The organism is Protaetiibacter intestinalis, from assembly GCF_003627075.1.
Lineage (GTDB): Bacteria > Actinomycetota > Actinomycetes > Actinomycetales > Microbacteriaceae > Homoserinibacter > Homoserinibacter intestinalis.
This window is the reverse complement of the sequence record NZ_CP032630.1, coordinates 367,719-387,742: the sequence shown is the minus strand read 5'-3', so window position 1 is coordinate 387,742 and position 20,024 is coordinate 367,719. Positions and strand designations below refer to the sequence as shown.

Sequence of the window (20,024 nt, the reverse complement as noted above, 5' to 3'; positions counted from 1 at the left end):
GTCCGTCGGCACGCGGCGACGGCACGTGTCCACCCGAAAGACACGTGCCGTCGCGGACCCGGGCTGCGCTACGGCAGCGGGTCGCTCTCGGTCGCGCGCTGATCGACGCGCGTGCCCGTCCGCGGGTCGACGCTCGTGCGCACGGTCGTCACCGTCTGGCGCTTGCGCACCAGCAGCACGATGCCGATGAGCGTCACGACGACGCCCGCGCCCATCAGCAGGTAGCCGACGAGGTCGAGGTCGATCCACGTCGCATCCACGTTGAGCGCGAAGGTGAGGATCGCGCCGACGACGATGAGGAAGATGCCGAGCCCGATGCTCATGGTGGGCCTCCTTGGGTCAGGGCTCCACGACGGGAGCCGGGTACGACGCTAGGAGCGCCTCGCGGATGCGGACAGCCCGTTGACGGGGCCGCATCCGGGGGGCTATACGCGCGCGGAGCGGCATGCGCGCGCCGATACCCTAGGGGGATGACGCGCACCATCGACCTCGCCGTGATCGCGGGGGACGGCATCGGACCGGAAGTCACGAGCGAGGCGGTGAAGGTGCTGGATGCCGTGCTCGCCGACGAGGCGCAGCTCGCGGTGACCGAGTATCCGTTCAGTGCGGCGCACTACCTCGAGACGGGCGTCATCCTGGGCGACGACGACCTCGCCGCCCTCGCGCAGCACGACGCGATCCTGCTCGGCGCGGTCGGCGGCGACCCGCGCGACCCGCGCCTCGCGGGCGGCATCATCGAGCGCGGCCTGCTGCTGAAGCTGCGCTTCGCCTTCGACCACTACGTGAACCTGCGCCCCACGGTGCTCTACCCGACGGTGCCGAGCCCGCTCGCGAACCCCGGCGAGGTCGACTTCGTCGTCGTGCGCGAGGGCACCGAGGGTCCGTACGTCGGCAACGGCGGCAGCATCCGCGTCGGCACCCCGCACGAGGTCGCGAACGAGGTGAGCGTCAACACCGCCTTCGGCATCGAGCGCGTCGTGCGCTACGCCTTCGACCTCGCCGAGAAGCGCGGCAAGAAGGTCACGCTCGTGCACAAGACGAACGTGCTGACCAACGCCGGCAAGCTCTGGTCGCGGCTCGTCGAGGCCGAGGCTGCCAATCATCCGGACGTGGCGTGGGATTACCTCCACGTGGACGCCGCGACCATCTTCCTGGTCACCGACCCTGCTAGGTTCGACGTCATCGTCACCGACAATCTCTTCGGCGACATCCTCACCGACCTGGCCGGCGCCATCAGCGGCGGCATCGGTTTGGCGGCCTCGGGCAACATCAACCCCGACGGCGCCTTCCCCTCGATGTTCGAGCCGGTCCACGGTTCCGCACCCGACATCGCGGGGCAGCAGAAGGCCGATCCCACGGCCGCGATCCTGTCGACCGCGCTGCTGCTCGACCACCTCGAGCTGCCGGATGCGGCGCGCCGGGTCGAGGCGGCCGTGGCGGCCGATCTCGCCGAGCGGGGCGCCGCTCCCCGCACGACGGCCGAGATCGGCACGGCCATCGCGGCCCGACTGGGCGCACAATAGATTCCACGACCTCCGAGAGCCGAGCAGACCATGACCCTGAACCTCCTGCCGATGGCCACCCAGGACCTGCAGTTCCAGGTGACCCGCAATGAGAACGCCAAGACCCCCGAGGAGCGCGAGGCGATCCTCGAGAACCCCGGCTTCGGGCAGTTCTTCACCGACCACATGGTCGACATCTGCTGGTCGGAGCGCGGCGGCTGGCACCGCCCGCGCGTGCAGCCGTACGGCCCCATCCAGCTCGACCCGGCCGCCGCGGTGCTGCACTACGCGCAGGAGATCTTCGAGGGCCTGAAGGCCTACCGCCACGCCGACGGGTCGATCTGGACCTTCCGCCCCGACGCGAACGCCGCCCGCATGCAGCGCTCCGCGAAGCGCCTCGCGATGCCGGAGCTGCCGACCGAGTACTTCCTCGACTCGCTGAAGCAGCTCATCGCGGTCGACGGCGACTGGGTGCCGACGCAGGACGAGACGAGCCTGTACCTGCGTCCCTTCATGTTCGCGAAGGAGGCGTTCCTCGGCGTGCGCCCGGCGAAGAAGGTCAACTACTACCTCATCGCCTCGCCCGCGGGCGCCTACTTCACGGGCGGCGTGGCCCCCGTGTCGATCTGGCTGTCGACGCACTACACGCGCGCCGGTCACGGCGGCATGGGGCAGGCGAAGACGGGCGGCAACTACGCCGCATCCCTCGTCGCCCAGCAGGAGGCGTACGAGAACGGCTGCGCCCAGGTGCTGTTCCTCGACGCGCAGCGGGGCGAGTTCCTCGAGGAGCTCGGCGGCATGAACGTCGTGCTCGTCACGCGCGACAAGCGCCTCATCACGCCCGACTCCGACTCGATCCTCGAGGGCATCACGCTCGACTCCGTGCTGCAGCTGGGCCGCGATCGCGGCTACACGGTCGAGCAGCGCCCCGTGTCGATCACCGAGTGGCGCGACGGCGCCGCCTCGGGCGAGATCGTCGAGGCGTTCGCGTGCGGCACGGCGGCCGTCATCACCCCCATCTCGGAGATCAAGGCCGAGTCCTTCGGCATCCGGATGCCGGAGGTGGAGGACCGCGTGTCGCTCTCGCTCCGCGACGAGCTCACCGGCATCCAGTACGGCCGCGTCGAGGACCGCCACGGCTGGCTTCACCGCCTCGACGCGTAGCCGGGCGGGCTAGACGCGCGCGGCCACCGCATCCGCGGCGGCCGCGAGGTTGTCGGTGAGCGTACGGCCGGATGCCTTGCGCGGCTTCAGGTCGTGGTCGCCGTCGGGGGCCCACAGCAGCTCGATCGCGGGGGAGAGCGTGTAGGCCGCGACCTCCTCGCGGGAGCCCATGATGTCGCGCTCGCCCTGGCAGACGAGGGTGGGCGTCTCGAGGTGCGCGAGGTGCGCCGTGCGCAGCTGCTCGGGCTTGCCCATCGGGTGGAAGGGGTAGCCGAGGCACACGAGCCCGCGGATGCCGCCCGCGGCCGACTGCTCGTCGGCGATCATCGAGGCCACCCGGCCACCGAAGGACTTGCCGCCGATGACGGGCACCGCATCCGTCTCGGCCCGCAGCTGCGCGAGCGCCTCGCGGTACTCGTCGAGCACCGCCTCCGCCCGTGGGTTGGGGCGCCGCACCCCCGCGCGCCGCGCGGCCATGTAGGCGAACTCGAAGCGGGCGAGACGCACGCCGCGCTCGGCGAGCAGGGTCGCGAACTGCTCCATCCATCCGGAGTCCATGGGCGCGCCCGCCCCGTGGGCGAGCACGAGCACACGGGGGCCCTCGGGGCCGGTCCAGAGCAGCGAGGTCACGCCACCATTCTGCCGGTGCGGTTTCGGCTGGATGGCACCGTCGCGACGGCGCCATCCAGCCGAAACCGCACCATGGCGGCAGCGATAGGCTCGACGGGTGAGAGTCGCACGTTTCAGTACGGGAGGCGACCCGCGCTACGGCATCGTCGACGACGACGAGCTCGTGGTGCTGGCGGGCGACCCCATGTTCGCCGGCTACGAGACGACGGGCGACCGCGTGCCGCTCGCGGAGGCTCGGCTGCTCGCGCCCGTCATCCCGCGCTCGAAGGTCGTCTGCGTCGGCCTCAACTACGCCGAGCACCGCAAGGACATGGCGAGCATCGACGTCCCCGAGAACCCGCTCATCTTCCTCAAGCCCAACACGGCGGTCGTCGGTCCGGGCGACCCCATCCGCATCCCCCCGGTCGACGGCCGCATCACGCACGAGGGCGAGCTCGTCGCCGTCATCGGGCGGATCGCGAAGCAGGTGCGTGCGGAGGACTGGGCCGACTACGTGTTCGGCTACACGATCGGCAACGACGTGTCGGCCCGCGACCAGATGTTCGCCGACGGGCAGTGGGCGCGCGCGAAGGGCTACGACACCTTCGCCCCGATCGGCCCGTGGATCGAGACCGAGCTCGACCCGGACGGCCTCGAGATCCGCACGCGGGTCGACGGCGAACCGCGGCGGCACGGCAACACGCGCGACATGACGCACAAGCTTCCCGAGCTCATCGCCTACATCTCGGATGTCTGGACACTGCTGCCGGGCGACATCATCATGACGGGCACGCCGTCCGGTCTCGGCGGCTTCGTGCACGGGCAGACGGTCGAGATCGACATCGAGGGCATCGGCACGCTCAGCAACCCCGCGCTCGACCGCGACGAGCGCCCGGCGTGACCGGGGCGGCATCCGGCGTCCCCGAGGAGCTCTCCGAGTCCGAGATCGCGCGGGTGCGCGGGCGCAGCCGCGCCGCGATCATCGCGGGCCAGGTGCTCGCGGGGATCGGGATGGGGTCGACCCTGTCGGCGGGCGCCCTGCTCATCACGCAGGTGTCGGGGTCGGAGACGCTCTCGGGCATGGCGGCCACCATGTCGACGATCGGCGCGGCCGTCGCGGCGGTGCCGCTCGCGACGCTCGCCGCCCGCCGCGGCCGCGCGCCCGCGCTCACGACGGGTGCCCTGCTCGCCGCGTTCGGCGCGGTCGTCGGGCTCGTCGCGGCGGTCCTCGGCTGGACGCTGCTGCTGCTCGCGGGCATCGTGCTGCTCGGGGTCGGCACGGCCGTCAACCTGCAGGCGCGCTTCGCCGCGACCGACCTCTCCGAGCCGGGGCGCCGCGGCCGCGACCTCGCGGTCGTCGTGTGGTCGACGACGCTCGGGGCCGTGCTCGGCCCCAACCTCATCGGCCCCGGGGATGCCGTGGGCCAGGCGATCGGGCTGCCCCCGCTCGCGGGCGCCTACCTGTTCACGATCGCGGCGCAGCTCGTCGCTGCGGTCGTGTACCTCGTGGGGCTGCGACCGGATCCGCTGCGCCTCGCGACGCGCATCGGGCTCGAGCGCCCCGCCTCGCCGGAGGCGGCATCCCGTACCGCCGACGTGGGCGGCATCGCGACGGGCATGATCTCGACCTCGCTCAGCCACGCGACGATGGTGTCGGTCATGGCGATGACGCCCGTGCACCTCGTGGGGCACGGGGCGGGGCTCGAGCTCGTGGGGCTCACGATCAGCCTGCACGTGCTCGGCATGTACGCGCTCTCGCCGCTGTGGGGCCTGCTCGCCGACCGGGTGGGACGCGAGGCGACGATCGCGATCGGTCAGGTGCTGCTGCTCGGGGCGCTGCTGCTGCTCGCCGCGGGCGCCGAGTCGGAGCTCTGGGTGGCGGTCGGGCTGTTCCTCATCGGCGTGGGCTGGAGCGCGGCGAGCGTCGCGGGCTCGACCCTCGTCACGGAGTCGGTCGACGTGCTCGGCCGTGCCCGCATCCAGGGTCGGGCGGACCTGCTCATGTCGACGGCGGGTGCGCTCGGCGGAGGCGCCGCGGGCCTCGTGCTCGCGCGGCTCGGCTACGGCGGCCTCGCCCTCGCCGCGACGGGGCTCGTGGCGGTCGTGCTGCTCACCCTCGTGGTGCGCGTCTCGCGGCGGCGGGCGGCGGCGTGACCCGGATGCGCGAGCTCGCTCCCGGGGTCGCGCTCGCGCTCGCGGGGGCGGCGCTCGCCTGGCTCGTGCACCTCGTGCTGCCGGGCGTGCCGTGGCTGACCGCCGCCTTCGTCGTCGGCGTCGCGCTCGCGTGCCTGCCGCCGCTGCGTCCGGCGCTCGACGGCCCGCTGCGCGCGGGCCTCGGCTTCTCGGCGCGCACGCTGCTGCGCGCCGGCATCGTGCTGCTCGGGCTCGACCTCGCGCTCGGCGACATCGCCGCGCTCGGCTGGTGGGGGGTGCTCGCGATCGCCGCGCTCGTCGGCCTCGCCTTCGCGATCAGCTACGCGATCGCGCGCGCCCTGCGACTGCCGGGCGACGAGCCCGTGCTGCTCGCCGCCGGCTTCTCCATCTGCGGCGTCTCGGCCGTGGGCGCGATGGCCGCCGCCCGCGGCTCGATGTCGAAAATGCAGGACGCGGCGACCCCCACCGCCCTCGTCACGCTGTTCGGCACCCTCGCCATCGTCGTTCTTCCTGCATTTTCGACACTCGCCGGGGCGCTCGGGATGCCGATGGGCGAGGCGTTCTTCGGCGCCTGGGCGGGCGCGAGCGTGCACGACGTCGGGCAGGTGGTCGCGACGGCGCAGACCGCGGGGCCCGCCGCGCTCGGCGCGGCGGTCGTCGTCAAGCTCACGCGCGTGCTGGCGCTCGCGCCCATGGTGGCGGTCGCCTCGCTGCGCACCCGGCGCGCGGCGCGTGCGGCCGGCGGCGCGGGCGGGAAGCTGCCGCCGATCGTGCCGCTGTTCATCGTGGGGTTCCTCGCGCTCGTGCTCGTGCGCTCGTTCCTGCCGGTTCCGGATGCCGTGCTCGACGCCGTGGATCTCGTGCGCACCGCGCTGCTCGCCGCGGCCCTCGTCGGCATCGGCGCGGGCCTCCGGCTGGAGCGACTCGTGCGCACCGGCGGACGCGCGATCGTGGCGGGCGCCCTCGCCTGGGGTGTCATCCTCGTGCTGGGCCTCGGAGTCGCGGCGGTCGTCGCGGGCTGAGCCGCGTCTGGGAGGTCGCTGGGTTTTCCGCATCCACCCAGGCGCGAGACGGCAGGCTGGAGGCATGGCGCCGCAGTCCCCCGACGATCCCACGCGCATGCGGGACCAGCCGGCGCTCACCACCTCGCGCGGCCGTTCCTGGCTCATCCTCGGCGGGCTGCTGACCCTCGTGTCGCTCGGCGTGCTCATCCCGATGGCGGTGCTCCGGATGCCGCCCATCGGCGTGCCGGGGACGGCGGCGCTCGTCGTCGCGGTGCTCTACTGCTGCATGGTCATCGTGCGTTTCGCGACGCCGTCGCGGCGCCTCCGCCTCGCCCTCCTCGCGATCGACATGCTCGCGATCGCCTTCGTCGCGCTGCTCGCGGTGCTGCTCGTCGCGGAGCGCGCGAGCACCGGCTGAGTGGCGGGCGTCGGGCGAGGGGTCCATCATCGGCGTATGAGATTCGAGACGACGCTGTCGCAGTTCGGCAACAACACGGGCATCGAGGTGTCGCCCGCACAGCTCGAGCAGCTCGGCGGCGGTAAGCGGCCCGCGGTCACGGTGACCGTCAACGGCTTCAGCTACCCCTCGACGGTCGGCACGATGGGCGGCAAGCACCTCATCCCGTTCAGCTCCGACAAACGCGCCGCGACCGGCATCGCGGGCGGCGACGCCATCACGGTCGAGCTCGAGCTCGAGACGGCGCCGCGCGTCGTCGAACCCACGCCCGACCTCGCCGAGGCGCTCGCGGGGAACCCCGCGGCGGCCGCCGCCTGGCAGAAGCTCGCGCCGAGCCACCGCAAGGCGCACGTCACCGCGATCGAGGGCGCGAAGGCGGCCGAGACCCGCGCGCGGCGCGTGGCCGCCGCGATCGAGAAGCTCACCGCCCCCTGAGCTCAGGCCTCGCGGGTGGAGTCGCGGATGACGAGGCGGGTCGGCAGCGGGGTGTCCTCGGTGACGGTGTCGGGATCCTCCACGGCCACCAGCACCTTCTGCATGATGAGCCCGCCGAGCGCCGCGAAGTCCTGACGCACCGTGGTGAGGGGCGGGTACAGGTAGCCGGCCTCGGGCACGTCGTCGAAGCCGACGACGCTCACGTCCGCGGGCACCTGCAGGCCGTGCTCGCGCAGCGAGGAGAGCAGGCCGATCGCCATGTGGTCGTTGGCGACGAAGACGGCGTCGCCGGCCTCCACCCCGAGCTCCGGTCCCAGGCGGTGCCCGCTCTCGGCCGACCAGTCGCCGTGCGGCGGGGCGACGACGTCGAGGCGCCGGGCGAGGAGCTCGTCGCGCCAGCCGCGCTCGCGCTCGATGGCGTCGGGGTTCGCGAGCGGCCCGCCGAGGTGCAGGATGCGGGTGTGGCCGAGCTCGGCGAGGTGCCGCACGGCGGCGCGCGCCCCGCGGTACTGGTCGATCGAGACGATCAGCGGGCTCGGGCGGGGGGATGCGGCGACCGCGACGACCGGGATCGACAGGTCGAGCCCGCGCACCACCTCGAGCACCGCGACGTCGACGACGACGAGCACGATGGCATCCACGCGCTGTCTCAGCAGCGACTCGACGACGGAGCGGACGCCGACCGGGTCGTCGCTGAGCGAGCTGACCGTCTCGACGTTGTAGCGGGCGGCGCGGGCCGCGAAGTTGAAGTGCATCGCGATCGAGCTCGGGCCGAAGTCGGAGACGCCCGGTGAGACGAGCCCGATGGTGCGGGTGCGCCGGGTGACGAGGGCGCGCGCCGCGGGGGAGGGGCTGTAGCGCAGTTGGGCGATGGCCTGCTCGACGCGGGCCCGGGTGGCGGGGCGCACGTTCGGCTGATCGTTGAGCACGCGCGAGACGGTCTGGTGGGACACGCCGGCGAGTCGTGCGACGTCGAAGATGTTGGCGGTCCGCGCTGCCTTGTCGTCCTGGCTCACCCGTTCACCCCTCCTCGTCCGGTTGCGCGACCAAGGCGAGCAGCGAGTCGATGGTGAGCTCTTCGGCGGGCAGGTCGCCGACGATCCGGCCGTCGCGCAGCACGAGGACGCGTCCGGAGACCCGCAGCACCTCCTCGAGCTCGGCGGAGATGAACACGACGGACAGCCCGTTGTCGGCGAGCTCCCCGACGAGGTTCTGGATCTCGACCTTCGCCCCCACGTCGATCCCGCGGGTCGGTTCGTCGAGGATGAGCACGCGCGGTGCGAGGGCGAGCAGTCGGGCCAGCAGCACCTTCTGCTGGTTGCCTCCCGACAGGGTGCCGGCGGGCCGTTCCGGGTCGGCGGGGCGGATGTCGAGCGCGTCGATCCAGCTGCTCGCGAGTTCGCGCTCCCGCGCGAGCGGGATGCGCCGGAACGCGCCGAGTTGCGCCTGCAGGGCCAGCGCGATGTTCTCGCGGATGCTGAGGTCGGCGATGATCCCCTCGGTGCGGCGGTTCTCGGAGGAGTAGGCGAGCCCGAGCGCGATGGCGTCGCGCGGCCGTCGCGGTCTCACCGGCGCGCCCGCGAGGCGGAGCACACCCTGGCCGATCGGGGTGACCCCGGAGAGCGCCCGGGCGAGCTCGCTGCGCCCGGATCCGAGCAGGCCCGCGATCCCGAGGACGTCGCCCTCGACGAGCTCGACGTCCGCGCCGACGACCCCCGACGCGTGGATGCCGTGCGCGCTCAGCAGGGGCGTCGCGGGCTCGGCGACGACGGATGCGTCGCGTCCGCGGGCGACGAACTCGGCCGGCCCGCGGCCGAGCATCTTCTGCACGAGGTCGATGCGCAGCAGCTCGCGGGTGAGGTACTCGCCCTCCACCCGTCCGCCGCGGAGGACGGTGATGCGGTCGCAGATCTCGTACACCTGCTCGAGGAAGTGGGAGACGAACAGGATCGCGACCCCGCGGGAGGCGAGCTCACGGATCACCCGGAACAGCTCTGCCACCTCGTCGAGGTCGAGGCTCGAGGTCGGTTCGTCGAGGATGAGGACCTTGACCTCGGTCGAGGTGGCGCGCGCGATCGCGACGAGCTGCTGGACGGCGAGCGAGTGCATCCCGAGGCGCGAGGCCGGGTCGATGTCGAGGCCGAGGCCGGCGAGCACCTGGGCCGCCTCGTCGCGCATCCGCTTCCAGTCGATGCCGAAGCGCCGCGGTTCGCGGCCGAGGCAGATGTTCTCGGCGACGCTCAGGTTGGTGAGCACCTCGATCTCCTGGTACACGGTGGAGATGCCCGCGTGCTGCGCGTCGTGGGGGCTGCGGAAGCGCACCTGGTCGCCGTTCACCCGGATGACGCCCGCGTCGAGCGGCAGCGCGCCGGTGATGGCCTTGATGAGCGTCGACTTGCCCGCACCGTTCTCGCCCATGAGCGAGTGCACCTCGCCCGGGAACATCCGGAAGTCGACGCGATCGAGCGCGAGTTCTCCGGGGAAGCGCACCGTCGCGCCCCGGACCTCGATCACGGGTTGGGCCTGCTCGACCATGACTCACATCATGCCCGGATGTGGCGCCGCTCCGCGCCAAGCCGCGAACGCGGCGCTCCAGGTGATCCCTCACAGTTCTCGGCGGCCCGCGCCCGCGATGCGGTGGAGGGGCGACATCGGCGGCGCCGAGATCCGCGGCATCACGGGAATGTTCACGATAACAAAATGGCAACGGAGTGGGCGTGCCCTCTTGCACGGACGAAATGTGAGCGTGCACAATTGCGGCACACACAGGGGTGTCCGCGAGGGCACGCAGAAAAACCCTTCGACCTCGCGTCGAGGAATCTCAAGGAGGAGATCACATGAAGAACAGGCAGCGGATGCTGAGCCTGATCGGCATCGTCGGCGCAGGCGCTCTCGCGCTCGGGCTGACCGCCTGCTCGACCCCGGACGAAGGCGGTGCCGGCGGCGGTGGCGAGGGAGACCTCATCACCGTCGGTTTCGTCGCCGTGGGCCCCGAGGGTGCCTGGCGTGAGGCCAACGAGCAGAACATCCAGGACACCTTCACCGAGGACGCGGGCTTCGAGCTCAAGTACGCCCCGGCGACCAACCTGGACCAGAAGTCGCAGATCGACGCGTTCACCTCCTTCGTGGACGAGGGCGTCGACGTCATCCTGCTGTCGGCCACCGAGGCCTCCGGCTGGGAGGACTCGCTGAAGCGCGCGCAGGAGGCCGAGATCCCGGTGATCCTGCTCGACCGCGGCATCGAGCCCGACGACACGAGCCTCTACGTCACCCGCATCGCGCCCGACAACGTCGAGGTCGCCAAGGCGGTCGGCGAGTGGGCGAACACGACCTTCCCCGACGGCGGCAACTACATCGTCCTCGAGGGTCCCGCCGGAGTCGGCGTCGTCAACGAGCGCAACAAGGGCTTCGAGCAGGGCCTCGGAGACTCCTCGCTCGTGAAGGTCGCCGCGCAGACCGCCAACTGGAGCGCCGAGGAGGGCAAGAGCGTCACCGAGACCCTGCTCAAGGCGAACAGCAACAACATCCAGTTCATCTTCGCCCAGAACGACGAGATGGGTCTCGGCGCGGTCCAGGCCGTCCAGGAGGCCGGCCTCACCCCCGGTGTCGACATCAAGATCGCCACGATCGACGGCACCAAGTCGGCCATGCAGGCGCTTGCCGACGGTCTGCTCAGCTTCGTGCACGAGTACAACCCGCTGTTCGGGGAGACCGCGCTCGACGTCGTGAAGAAGACCCTCGCCGGTGAGACCGTCGACTCGTACATCATCGTCCCGAGCCAGGCCTTCGACTCGCCCGAGGCGGCCCAGGCCGTGCTCGCCGACCGCAAGTTCTGATCGATCGGTACGGAGTCGCTTCTTCCCAGATAGGCGGTGCGGGGCTCCCGACAAGGAGCCCCGCACCGTCGTGAGCGGCGAGAGACGAGCGAGAGAGTGTGCAATGACTGAACCACTGGCCGTCGTCGAGATGCGTGACATCTCGATCGAGTTCCCCGGAGTGAAGGCGCTCGACGGCGTCGACTTCCGCCTCTTCCCCGGCGAGATCCATGCGCTCATGGGCGAGAACGGCGCGGGGAAGTCCACGCTCATCAAGGCGCTCACGGGCGTCTATCGCATCGACTCGGGCTCCATCCTCGTGCTCGGCGAGGAGCGCCAGCTGCACGGCACGGCGGATGCCCAGAACGCCGGCATCTCGACCGTGTACCAAGAGGTCAACCTCGTCACGAACCTCTCCATCGGCGAGAACGTGATGCTCGGACACGAGGTCCGCGGTCCGTTCGGCGTCAACTGGCGTGCCACCCACCGCGCCGCGACCGAGGCGCTCGCCCGGCTCGGCCTCGGCGACCTCGACACCCACCGCCCCCTCTCGACGCTGTCGATCGCGGTGCAGCAGCTCGTGGCGATCAGCCGCGCCATGGCGATCAAGGCCAAGGTGCTCATCCTCGACGAGCCGACGTCGAGCCTCGACGCCAACGAGGTCGAGGGGCTCTTCCGCGTCATGCGCGCGCTGCGCGACCAGGGCGTCGCCATCCTCTTCGTCTCGCACTTCCTCGACCAGGTGTACGCGATCAGCGACCGGCTCACGGTGCTGCGCAACGGTCGATACGAAGGCGAGTACGCGACCCGCGAGCTGGACCGGCACGCCCTCATCTCCAAGATGATCGGCAAGGACCTCGACTCGCTCACCTCGCTCGGCGGCAACCGCGCCAACGGCGACCGCGACCGCGAGAACGAGCAGCCCCTGCTCGCCGCGGAGGGCATCGGCCGCCGCTCCTCGATGCTCCCGACCGACGTCGAGATCTACCCCGGCGAGGTCGTCGGATTCGCGGGGCTGCTCGGCGCGGGCCGCACCGAACTCGCCCGGCTGCTGTACGGCGCCGACCGCGCGGAGACCGGCGTGCTGCGCTTCCGCGGCAAGAAGGTCGAGCTGCGCAACCCCGCGAGCGGCATCGAGCACCGCATCGCGTTCTCCACCGAGAACCGTCGCGACGAGGGCATCGTCGGCGATCTGACCGTCCGCGAGAACATGGTGCTCGCCGTGCAGGCCAAGCGCGGCTGGGCCCGGCCGCTCTCCCGGCGCGAGCAGGATCAGATCGTGCAGCGCTACATCACCGAGCTCAACGTGCGCCCGGCCGACCCGGAGCGGCTCATCAAGAACCTGTCCGGCGGCAACCAGCAGAAGGTGCTGCTGGGACGCTGGCTCGCGACCCAACCCGAGCTGCTCATCCTCGACGAGCCGACCCGAGGGATCGACGTCGGCGCCAAGGCCGAGATCCAGGAGGCGGTGGCGGAGCTCGCCGCCGAGGGCGTCTCGGTCGTCTTCATCTCCTCCGAGCTCGAGGAGGTGGTCCGCCTCAGCGAACGCATCGTCGTGCTGAAGGACCACGAGAAGATCGGCGAGATCGTCAACGGGCCGGGTGTCACGGCGCAGCAGGTCGTCGACCTCATCGCCTCGCACGGGGTCGGGGCCGCAACTCCCGACGACGCCGCGGATGCGGAGCAGAATGTGAGTGCGTCGACGACGACGCAGAAGACCGAGAGGCACGAGTCATGACCCGTCCGACGCCCGCGGCAGCCGTCGCCGGCCTCATCCGCCGCCCCTGGTTCTGGGGTCTCGTCGCGATCGTGGTGCTCCTCGGGCTCAACGTGCTGAAGGACCCGAACTACCTCGCGATCACGGTGAGCCCCACGACCGGCAACCTCGTCGGCAACCTCATCGACATCCTGCGGGCCTCGCCGCCCGTGCTCATGGTCGCCGTGGGCATGGCGCTCGTGATCGCCACCGGCGGCATCGACCTCTCGGTCGGTTCGATCATGGCGGTCTCCGGCGCGGTCGCCATGGAGTTCCTGAAGAGCGTGGGCGACTCGCGCTCGATCGGGGTCGCGCTCGCCGCCATCGGGCTCGCGCTGCTCGTGAGCGCCCTGCTCGGAGCCGTCAACGGCGTGCTCGTCGCCTACGTCGGGTTGCAGCCGTTCATCTCCACCCTCGTGCTCATGCTCGCCGGCCGCGGGATCGCCAAGGTCATCACCGGCGGCCAGAACACGGCGGCATCGAGCGACCCGCTCAAGTGGATCGTCAACGGCTACGTCATCGGCTTGCCCGTCGTGTTCCTGTTCGCGGTCGCGATCGTGGTGATCGTCGGCCTCGTCGTGCGGCGCAGCGCCCTCGGGCTCATGATCGAGGCGATCGGCATCAACCCGCGGGCGAGCCGCATGGCGGGCATCCGCCCCACCGGCCTGCTGCTCACCGTCTACGTGCTCTCGGGCGTGCTCGCCGGTATCGCGGGGATCTTCGCCGTGGGAACGGTCATGACGGTCGACGTCTCCAAGACCGGCTACCAGATCGAGATGGACGCCATCCTCGCCGTCGTCATCGGCGGCACCTCGCTCGCGGGCGGCAAGTTCTCGCTCGGCGGTGCGTTCGTCGGCGCGATGCTCATCGCGACCCTCGACAAGACGGTGCTGTTCCTCGGCATCTCCTCCTCGGCGACGCCCGCCTTCAAGGCCGTCGTGATCGTCGTGCTGTGCCTGCTCCAGTCCGAGCGGGTGCGCAGCTGGTTCCGGCGACGCAAGGCCCCGCCGGCGCTCGCGATCGCCCTCGACGACGACGCCCGCAAGGAAGGTGTGGTGGCATGAGCACCGCGATCAGAACCGAGCCCACGCCCGGCCTCGCCGCGCGCGCCCGCCGCCTCCTCACGACCAACCCGTCGCTGCTGCCCACGGCCGCCGCGGTCGTCATCTTCGTCGGGATGGTCGTCTACGGCGAGATCGCCTACGGGCGGATCGTGCAGTACAACACGCTGTCGAACCTGCTCATCAACAACGCGCACCTCATCGTGCTCGCGGTCGCGATGACCTTCGTCATCCTCACGGGGGGCATCGACCTCTCGGTGGGCGCGATCATCGCGTTCTCCTCGGTCTCCGGCGTGATGCTCGCCAACGCCGGGTGGAACCCGATCGTCGTGATCGTCGTGATGATCGCCCTCGGCACGGTGTTCGGACTCGTCTCCGGCATCCTCGTGCAGTACTTCAACGTGCAGCCGTTCATCGCCACCCTCGCGATGATGTTCCTCGGCCGGGGCCTCGCCTCGCTCCTGAGCACCCAACCGGAGCGGCTCGCCGACGACTCCCCGATCCGGTGGCTCGGCACCCAGCTGAAGATCATCGACGGCCCCAAGGTCAACGACCTGGTCGTGACCCCCGGGGTCGGGATCGCGGTGCTCGTCGTGCTCGCGGCCGTCTTCGTCCTGCACCGCACGCGCACGGGTCGCACCGTGTACGCGATCGGCGGATCCGAGACCTCGGCGCTGCTCATGGGCCTTCCGGTGCTGCGGACGAAGGTGCTCGTCTACGTCATCAGCGGGACGCTCTCCGGGATCGCGGCCGTCATCTACACGAGCCGGCTCGGCATCGCGCAGAACATCACCGGTATCGGCTGGGAGCTCGACGCCATCGCGGCGACGGTCATCGGCGGCACGCTCCTCACCGGTGGCGCCGGCTACGTGCTCGGCTCGGTCGTCGGCGCGCTCGTGATCGGGCTCATGACGGTGCTCATCACGCGCGACGGCGGGATCCGTCCGGAGATGACGACGATCATCACGGGCGGCATCCTGCTCGTCTTCGTGCTGCTGCAGCGCGTCGTGACGCGGAAACGGGAGTGAACGGCCGGGCACGACGAAGCGGATAGCCTGACCGCGTGACGCAGCCGCATCGGAACCCGAGCATGCACGACGTCGCCGCGCGCGCCGGCGTCAGCCACATCACCGTGTCGCGGGTGCTCAACGACTACCCGTCGATCCGGCCGGAGACCCGCGAGCGGGTGCTGGCGGCGATCGCCGAGCTCGGCTACCGCCGCAACCTCGCCGCGCGTGCCCTCGTCACGAGCCGCACGCGCGCGATCGGGGTGCTCTCTCCCGAGGTCGCCCAGCACGGACCCGCCTCGAGCGTGCTCGCGGTCGAGCGGGCGGCGCGCGAGCACGGCTACCACCCGCTCGTCACGACCGCCGCCGTCGAGCACGACGCGACCCTCGCCGCCCTCGAGTTCCTGCTCGACCAGGCCGTCGAGGCGCTCGTCGTGATCGCCCCGCACGAGACGGTGCTCGCCGCCATCCGCGACCTCGACATCCGCGTGCCGCTCGTGACGCTGCAGGCGCCCGACCGCCCGGGCGGCATCGGCGTCGACCAGGCGGAAGGTGCGCGCCTCGCGACCCGGCACCTCGTCGAGCTCGGCCACACCCGCATCCAGCACCTCGCGGGCCCCGAGGGCGCGCTCGAGGCCGCCTCGCGCCTGCTCGGCTACACCGAGACGCTCGCTGCGGCGGGACTCGAGGCGCCCGAGGTGCTGCGCGGCGACTGGAGCGCGGCCTCGGGGTTCGCCGCGGGGGAGCGGCTCGCCTCGGGCGTCACGGCCGTCGTCGCCGGCAACGACCAGATGGCGATCGGCCTCATGGCGGCGCTCGCGGATGCCGGCCGCGCGGTGCCGGGCGACGTCTCGGTCGTCGGCTTCGACGACATCCCCGAGGCGGCGTACCTGCGCCCCGCCCTCACGACCGTGTACCAGGACTTCGAGCTCGTCGGCCGCCGCGCGGTCGAGTCCCTCCTCGCGCAGCTCGGCGCCGCCGCGCCCGACGCCACCATCCCCTCCGCCACCATCCCTCCCCGCCTCGTCGTGCGCGCCTCGACCGCCCCACCCCGCCGCACGTGATGTCGAAAATGCAGGAGATCCCGCGCGTGTCGCCCGCAAGACGGCGGAGATCCCGGATGGGAGGGGCGGGTTCTCCTGCATTTTCGGCAGAGGGGCGAGGCGGAACGACGGGGGAGTTGAAGTAGCATGGCTGTGTTCGTTAACGTGAACATCACGTACCAGCTCCGACCGGCGAGGAGGCCGCGACACCCATGAGCGCCCGATATCTGGGGATCGAGCTGGGCTCGACGCGCATCAAGGCGTGCGTCGTCGACGAGACCGGGGCCACGGTCGCCACCGGCTCGCACTCCTGGGAGAACCGGCTCGAGCACGGACTGTGGACCTACGGCCTCGACGAGGTGCACGAGGGCCTGCGCGCCGCCTACGCGGACCTCGTGGCCGAGCTCGGCGAGGCGCCCGCGGGCTTCGACGCGATCGGCGTCTCGGCGATGATGCACGGCTACCTCGCCTTCGACGCGGCGGGCGGGTTGCTCGTGCCGTTCCGCACCTGGCGCAACACCAACACGGGCCCCGCGGCGGCCGAGCTGTCGGCCGCGCTCGGGGTCAACATCCCACTCCGCTGGTCGATCGCGCACCTGCACCAGGCCGTGCTCGACGCCGAGCCGCACGTGCCCGCGATCGCGAGCGTCACGACCCTCGCCGGCTACGTGCACCGCCTGCTCACCGGGCGCGACGTGCTCGGCGTGGGCGACGCCTCCGGCATGTTCCCCATCGACCCGGCCACCGGCGGCTACGACGCGCGGCTGCTCGGCCTCGCCCAGGAGCGCCTCGCCGCGGCGGGCGCCGCCTTCGAGCTCGCCGAACTGCTGCCCGCGGTGCTGACCGCGGGGGCGGATGCCGGCGCGCTCACCGCCGAGGGTGCGGCGCTGCTCGACGCGAGCGGCACGCTGCAGCCCGGCATCCCGTTCGCCCCGCCCGAGGGCGACGCGGGCACGGGCATGGTCGCCACCAACGCCGTGCGCCCGCGCACCGCCAACGTCTCCGCCGGCACGAGCATCTTCGCGATGGTCGTGCTCGAGCGGGCACTGCCGGCCGCGAGCCCCGACATCGACGTCGTCACGACCCCCGACGGCAGCCCCGTCGCGATGGTGCACTGCAACAACGGCTCGAGCGAGCTCGGCGCCTGGGTGGGCGTGTTCCAGGAGTTCGCCTCCGCGATCGGCTCCACGGCATCCTCCGACGAGGTGTTCGCGGCCGTGCTCGGCGGCGCCCTCGACGCGGGCGGCGAGGGGCTGTACGCCTACAACCTGCTCTCGGGCGAACCGGTCGTCGGCACCTCGGAGGGTCGCCCGCTCGTCGTGCGCACGCCGGGCTCGCGCCTGAGCCTCGCCGCCTTCGGCCGCGCCCAGCTCTTCTCGGTGTTCGCCGCGCTGAGCGTCGGGATGCGCGAGCTCGCCGCGCAGGACGTCGCGCTGGATGCCGCGGTCGCCCACGGCGGCCTGTTCCGCACCGGCGGCATCGCCCAGAGCGCGCTCGCCGCGGCCCTCGGCGCGCCGGTCGCGGTCGGCGAGACGGCGGGGGAGGGTGGTGCCTGGGGCATCGCGCTGCTCGCCGCCTACCGCCGCGCGGTCGCCGACGGCGAGACGCGGGGACTGCCCGACTGGCTCGACGAGACCGTCTTCGCGGATGCCGCGGTCACGACCGTCGAGCCGACGGCCGCCTCGATCGCCGACTACGCCGCCTACCTCGACCGCTGGCAGGCGGGGCTCGCGATCGAGCACGCCGCCATCGCCGCCCTCACCGACCAGGAGACCGCTCATGAGTGACCTCGACGCCGCCATCCAGCGCACCCGCGAGGAGGTGGCGAAACTGCACGCCGAACTCACCCGCTACGGTCTCGTCATCTGGACGGGCGGCAACATCTCGGGCCGCGTCCCGGGAGCCGAGCTCTTCGTCATCAAGCCGAGCGGCGTCAGCTACGACGAGCTCGCGGCCGACAACATGATCCTCTGCGACCTCGACGGCAACGTCATCGCCGGCACCCCCGGCTCCGAGCGCAGCCCCTCGAGCGACACCGCCGCGCACGCCTACGTCTACCGCAACATGCCGCACGTCGGCGGAGTCGTGCACACCCACTCCACCTACGCCACGGCCTGGGCCGCGCGCGGCGAGGCGATCCCGTGCGTCATCACCGGGATGGCCGACGAGTTCGGCGGCGAGATCCCCGTCGGGCCGTTCGCGATCATCGGCGACGACTCCATCGGCCGCGGCATCGTCGCGACGCTCGACGGGCACCGTTCGCGCGCCGTGCTCATGCAGAACCACGGCGTCTTCACGATCGGCAAGGACGCGAAGGACGCCGTCAAGGCGGCCGTCATGTGCGAGGACGTCGCCCGCACCATCCACATCTCCCGGCAGCTGGGCGACCCGCTGCCGATCCCCCAGGAGAGCATCGACGCGCTCTTCGACCGCTACCAGAACGTCTACGGACAGAAGCCGCAGGGAGAACTGCAGTGACCTCGATCATCCCGAACCTAAAGAACTACACCGTCTGGTTCCTCACCGGCAGCCAGGACCTCTACGGCGAGGAGACCCTGCGCCAGGTCGCCGAGCAGTCGCAGGGGGTCGTCGCGCTGCTCGCCGGCGCCGCCGACATCCCCGTGACGATCGAGTGGAAGCCGGTGCTGAAGAGCTCCGACGCCATCCGCCGCGCCATGATCGACGCCAACTCCGACGACTCCGTCATCGGCGTCATCACCTGGATGCACACCTTCAGCCCCTCGAAGATGTGGATCCACGGCTTCGACGCGCTGCAGAAGCCGCTGCTGCACTTCCACACGCAGGCGAACGTCGCGCTGCCGTGGAGCGAGATCGACTTCGACTTCATGAACCTCAACCAGGCCGCCCACGGCGACCGCGAGCACGGCTACATCCTCAGCCGCATGTCGGTGCCGCGGAAGACGGTCGTCGGCCACGCGTCCGACCCCGCCGTCACCGCCGCGATCGGCACCTGGACGCGCGCCGCCGCCGGGTGGAACGCCTCGCAGGGCATGAAGGTGGCTCGCTTCGGCGACAACATGCGCAACGTCGCCGTCACCGAGGGCGACAAGACGGAGGCCGAGATCCGGCTCGGCGTGAGCGTCAACACCTGGGGCATCAACGAGCTCGTCGCGCGCGTGCAGGAGCAGACGGATGCCGACATCGACGCGCTCGTCGAGGTGTACCTCGCCGAGTACGAGGTCGCCGCCGAGCTGCTGCCGGGCGGGGAGCGCCACGCCTCGCTCCGCGACGGCGCCGCGATCGAGCTGGGCCTGCGCTCCATTCTCGAGGAGGTCGGCGCGACCGCCTTCACCGACAGCTTCGAGGACCTCGGCGAGCTCACGCAGCTGCCCGGCCTCGCCGTGCAGCGCCTCATGGCCGACGGCTACGGCTTCGGCGCCGAGGGCGACTGGAAGACCGCCGTGCTCGTGCGCATCGCCGCCGTCATGGGGGCGGGGCTGCCCGGCGGGGCGAGCCTCATGGAGGACTACACCTACGACCTGACCCCGGGCGACGAGCTCATCCTCGGCGCCCACATGCTCGAGGTGTCGCCCGCGCTCTCCTCGCAGAAGGCGAGCCTCGAGATCCACCCGCTCGGCATCGGCGGCAAGGACGACCCCGTGCGCCTCGTGTTCACGGCGGATGCCGGCCCAGCCGTCGTCGTCGCGCTCAGCGACCAGCGCGAGCGCTTCCGCCTCGTCGCGAACGCGGTGACCAACGTCACCCCGCCCGAGTCGCTCCCGAAGCTGCCCGTCGGCCGCGCCGTGTGGAAGCCGGCCCCCGACTTCCGTACCAGCGCCACCTCGTGGCTCATCGCGGGCGCCGCCCACCACACCGTCATGACGAACCAGGTGGGCATCGAGGCGTGGGAGGACTTCGCGCGCATCGCGGGCGTCGAGCTGCTCGTCATCGACGAGTCGACCACGGTGCGCTCCTTCGAGGACACGGTGCGCGCGAACGCCGCGTACTACCGCCTCTCGCAGGGGCTGTAGGCACCCGGGGCCTGCGCGCCCCGAA

Annotated in this window: 19 protein-coding genes; 15 read left to right on the top strand and 4 right to left on the bottom strand. The window is 71.6% G+C overall.

Features of this window, described 5'->3' with window-relative positions:
• Positions 1-68 precede the first annotated feature (68 nt).
• Positions 69-323: a DUF6458 family protein gene (locus tag D7I47_RS01910; protein ID WP_120761474.1), complete on the bottom strand. Its 255-nt coding sequence runs from the start codon at positions 321-323 to the stop codon at positions 69-71.
• A gap of 147 nt (positions 324-470) precedes the next feature.
• On the opposite strand from D7I47_RS01910, the gene D7I47_RS01905 reads away from it, so the two are divergent.
• Together D7I47_RS01905 and D7I47_RS01900 are read left to right on the top strand one after the other, a co-directional pair.
• Complete coding sequence (locus D7I47_RS01905; protein ID WP_120761473.1) at positions 471-1,523, top strand: 3-isopropylmalate dehydrogenase; 1,053 nt, start codon at positions 471-473, stop codon at positions 1,521-1,523.
• Positions 1,524-1,553: 30 nt separating this feature from the next.
• Positions 1,554-2,666 (top strand): branched-chain amino acid aminotransferase, encoded by a 1,113-nt coding sequence (locus tag D7I47_RS01900; RefSeq protein ID WP_120761472.1) that lies wholly within the window; start codon positions 1,554-1,556, stop codon positions 2,664-2,666.
• A 9-nt stretch (positions 2,667-2,675) separates the two neighbouring features.
• On the opposite strand, the gene D7I47_RS01895 is transcribed toward D7I47_RS01900, so the two are convergent.
• Entirely contained in the window at positions 2,676-3,296 is a 621-nt protein-coding gene (locus D7I47_RS01895) for an alpha/beta hydrolase family protein (RefSeq protein WP_120761471.1), read from the bottom strand.
• 97 nt (positions 3,297-3,393) lie between these two features.
• Here D7I47_RS01895 and D7I47_RS01890 point away from each other — a divergent pair, with 97 nt between their 5' ends.
• The 5 genes from D7I47_RS01890 to D7I47_RS01870 all read left to right on the top strand — a co-directional run bounded on the left by D7I47_RS01890 (position 3,394) and on the right by D7I47_RS01870 (position 7,325).
• On the top strand, positions 3,394-4,176 hold the full coding sequence (locus D7I47_RS01890) for a fumarylacetoacetate hydrolase family protein (RefSeq protein WP_120761470.1): 783 nt from the start codon (positions 3,394-3,396) through the stop codon (positions 4,174-4,176).
• Positions 4,173-5,429 carry an MFS transporter gene (locus tag D7I47_RS01885; protein WP_227000781.1) on the top strand — a complete coding sequence of 419 codons (1,257 nt, stop codon included), beginning with the start codon at positions 4,173-4,175 and terminating at the stop codon, positions 5,427-5,429. Before D7I47_RS01890 ends, D7I47_RS01885 begins: the two co-directional genes overlap by 4 nt.
• A gap of 5 nt (positions 5,430-5,434) precedes the next feature.
• Positions 5,435-6,451 (top strand): YeiH family protein, encoded by a 1,017-nt coding sequence (locus tag D7I47_RS01880; protein WP_120763766.1) that lies wholly within the window; start codon positions 5,435-5,437, stop codon positions 6,449-6,451.
• A 64-nt stretch (positions 6,452-6,515) separates the two neighbouring features.
• Positions 6,516-6,851 (top strand): hypothetical protein, encoded by a 336-nt coding sequence (locus D7I47_RS01875; protein WP_120761469.1) that lies wholly within the window; start codon positions 6,516-6,518, stop codon positions 6,849-6,851.
• Positions 6,852-6,887: 36 nt separating this feature from the next.
• On the top strand, positions 6,888-7,325 hold the full coding sequence (locus D7I47_RS01870; protein WP_120761468.1) for a YdeI/OmpD-associated family protein: 438 nt from the start codon (positions 6,888-6,890) through the stop codon (positions 7,323-7,325).
• A 2-nt stretch (positions 7,326-7,327) separates the two neighbouring features.
• Here the strand turns inward: D7I47_RS01870 and D7I47_RS01865 are convergent, their stop codons facing one another.
• Positions 7,328-8,341: a LacI family DNA-binding transcriptional regulator gene (locus tag D7I47_RS01865; protein WP_120761467.1), complete on the bottom strand. Its 1,014-nt coding sequence runs from the start codon at positions 8,339-8,341 to the stop codon at positions 7,328-7,330.
• 4 nt (positions 8,342-8,345) lie between these two features.
• The gene (locus D7I47_RS01860) at positions 8,346-9,860 is read right to left on the bottom strand and encodes a sugar ABC transporter ATP-binding protein (protein WP_120761466.1); all 1,515 of its coding nucleotides are present in this window, start codon (positions 9,858-9,860) and stop codon (positions 8,346-8,348) included.
• Between the two features lie 302 nt (positions 9,861-10,162).
• On the opposite strand from D7I47_RS01860, the gene D7I47_RS01855 reads away from it, so the two are divergent.
• From D7I47_RS01855 to araA, 8 genes are all read left to right on the top strand, one after another.
• Positions 10,163-11,161 (top strand): ABC transporter substrate-binding protein, encoded by a 999-nt coding sequence (locus D7I47_RS01855; protein WP_120761465.1) that lies wholly within the window; start codon positions 10,163-10,165, stop codon positions 11,159-11,161.
• Positions 11,162-11,264: 103 nt separating this feature from the next.
• Positions 11,265-12,878, top strand: a complete 1,614-nt coding sequence (locus D7I47_RS01850; RefSeq protein ID WP_120761464.1) for a sugar ABC transporter ATP-binding protein — start codon at positions 11,265-11,267, stop codon at positions 12,876-12,878.
• The gene (locus D7I47_RS01845) at positions 12,875-13,960 is read left to right on the top strand and encodes an ABC transporter permease (RefSeq protein ID WP_120761463.1); all 1,086 of its coding nucleotides are present in this window, start codon (positions 12,875-12,877) and stop codon (positions 13,958-13,960) included. Before D7I47_RS01850 ends, D7I47_RS01845 begins: the two co-directional genes overlap by 4 nt.
• Complete coding sequence (locus D7I47_RS01840) at positions 13,957-14,985, top strand: ABC transporter permease (RefSeq protein WP_120761462.1); 1,029 nt, start codon at positions 13,957-13,959, stop codon at positions 14,983-14,985. The genes D7I47_RS01845 and D7I47_RS01840 overlap by 4 nt, the downstream gene beginning before the upstream one ends.
• 35 nt (positions 14,986-15,020) lie before the next feature.
• Entirely contained in the window at positions 15,021-16,028 is a 1,008-nt protein-coding gene (locus tag D7I47_RS01835; RefSeq protein WP_227000779.1) for a LacI family DNA-binding transcriptional regulator, read from the top strand.
• Positions 16,029-16,219: 191 nt separating this feature from the next.
• Positions 16,220-17,794, top strand: a complete 1,575-nt coding sequence (locus D7I47_RS01830) for an FGGY-family carbohydrate kinase (RefSeq protein ID WP_120761461.1) — start codon at positions 16,220-16,222, stop codon at positions 17,792-17,794.
• Positions 17,787-18,485 carry an L-ribulose-5-phosphate 4-epimerase gene (locus tag D7I47_RS01825; RefSeq protein ID WP_120761460.1) on the top strand — a complete coding sequence of 233 codons (699 nt, stop codon included), beginning with the start codon at positions 17,787-17,789 and terminating at the stop codon, positions 18,483-18,485. Before D7I47_RS01830 ends, D7I47_RS01825 begins: the two co-directional genes overlap by 8 nt.
• On the top strand, positions 18,482-19,999 hold the full coding sequence (gene araA / locus D7I47_RS01820; RefSeq protein ID WP_120761459.1) for an L-arabinose isomerase: 1,518 nt from the start codon (positions 18,482-18,484) through the stop codon (positions 19,997-19,999). Before D7I47_RS01825 ends, araA begins: the two co-directional genes overlap by 4 nt.
• Positions 20,000-20,024: the final 25 nt, after the last annotated feature.

Coding starts and splice junctions, on each gene's coding strand:
- D7I47_RS01830 (WP_120761461.1), top strand. CDS start 16,220: ATGAGCGCCCGATATCTGGGGATCGAGCTGGGCTCGACGCGCATCAAG.
- D7I47_RS01860 (WP_120761466.1), bottom strand. CDS start 9,860: ATGGTCGAGCAGGCCCAACCCGTGATCGAGGTCCGGGGCGCGACGGTG.
- D7I47_RS01850 (WP_120761464.1), top strand. CDS start 11,265: ATGACTGAACCACTGGCCGTCGTCGAGATGCGTGACATCTCGATCGAG.
- D7I47_RS01845 (WP_120761463.1), top strand. CDS start 12,875: ATGACCCGTCCGACGCCCGCGGCAGCCGTCGCCGGCCTCATCCGCCGC.
- D7I47_RS01905 (WP_120761473.1), top strand. CDS start 471: ATGACGCGCACCATCGACCTCGCCGTGATCGCGGGGGACGGCATCGGA.
- D7I47_RS01870 (WP_120761468.1), top strand. CDS start 6,888: ATGAGATTCGAGACGACGCTGTCGCAGTTCGGCAACAACACGGGCATC.
- D7I47_RS01855 (WP_120761465.1), top strand. CDS start 10,163: ATGAAGAACAGGCAGCGGATGCTGAGCCTGATCGGCATCGTCGGCGCA.
- D7I47_RS01880 (WP_120763766.1), top strand. CDS start 5,435: ATGCGCGAGCTCGCTCCCGGGGTCGCGCTCGCGCTCGCGGGGGCGGCG.
- D7I47_RS01840 (WP_120761462.1), top strand. CDS start 13,957: ATGAGCACCGCGATCAGAACCGAGCCCACGCCCGGCCTCGCCGCGCGC.
- D7I47_RS01825 (WP_120761460.1), top strand. CDS start 17,787: ATGAGTGACCTCGACGCCGCCATCCAGCGCACCCGCGAGGAGGTGGCG.
- D7I47_RS01900 (WP_120761472.1), top strand. CDS start 1,554: ATGACCCTGAACCTCCTGCCGATGGCCACCCAGGACCTGCAGTTCCAG.
- D7I47_RS01875 (WP_120761469.1), top strand. CDS start 6,516: ATGGCGCCGCAGTCCCCCGACGATCCCACGCGCATGCGGGACCAGCCG.
- D7I47_RS01910 (WP_120761474.1), bottom strand. CDS start 323: ATGAGCATCGGGCTCGGCATCTTCCTCATCGTCGTCGGCGCGATCCTC.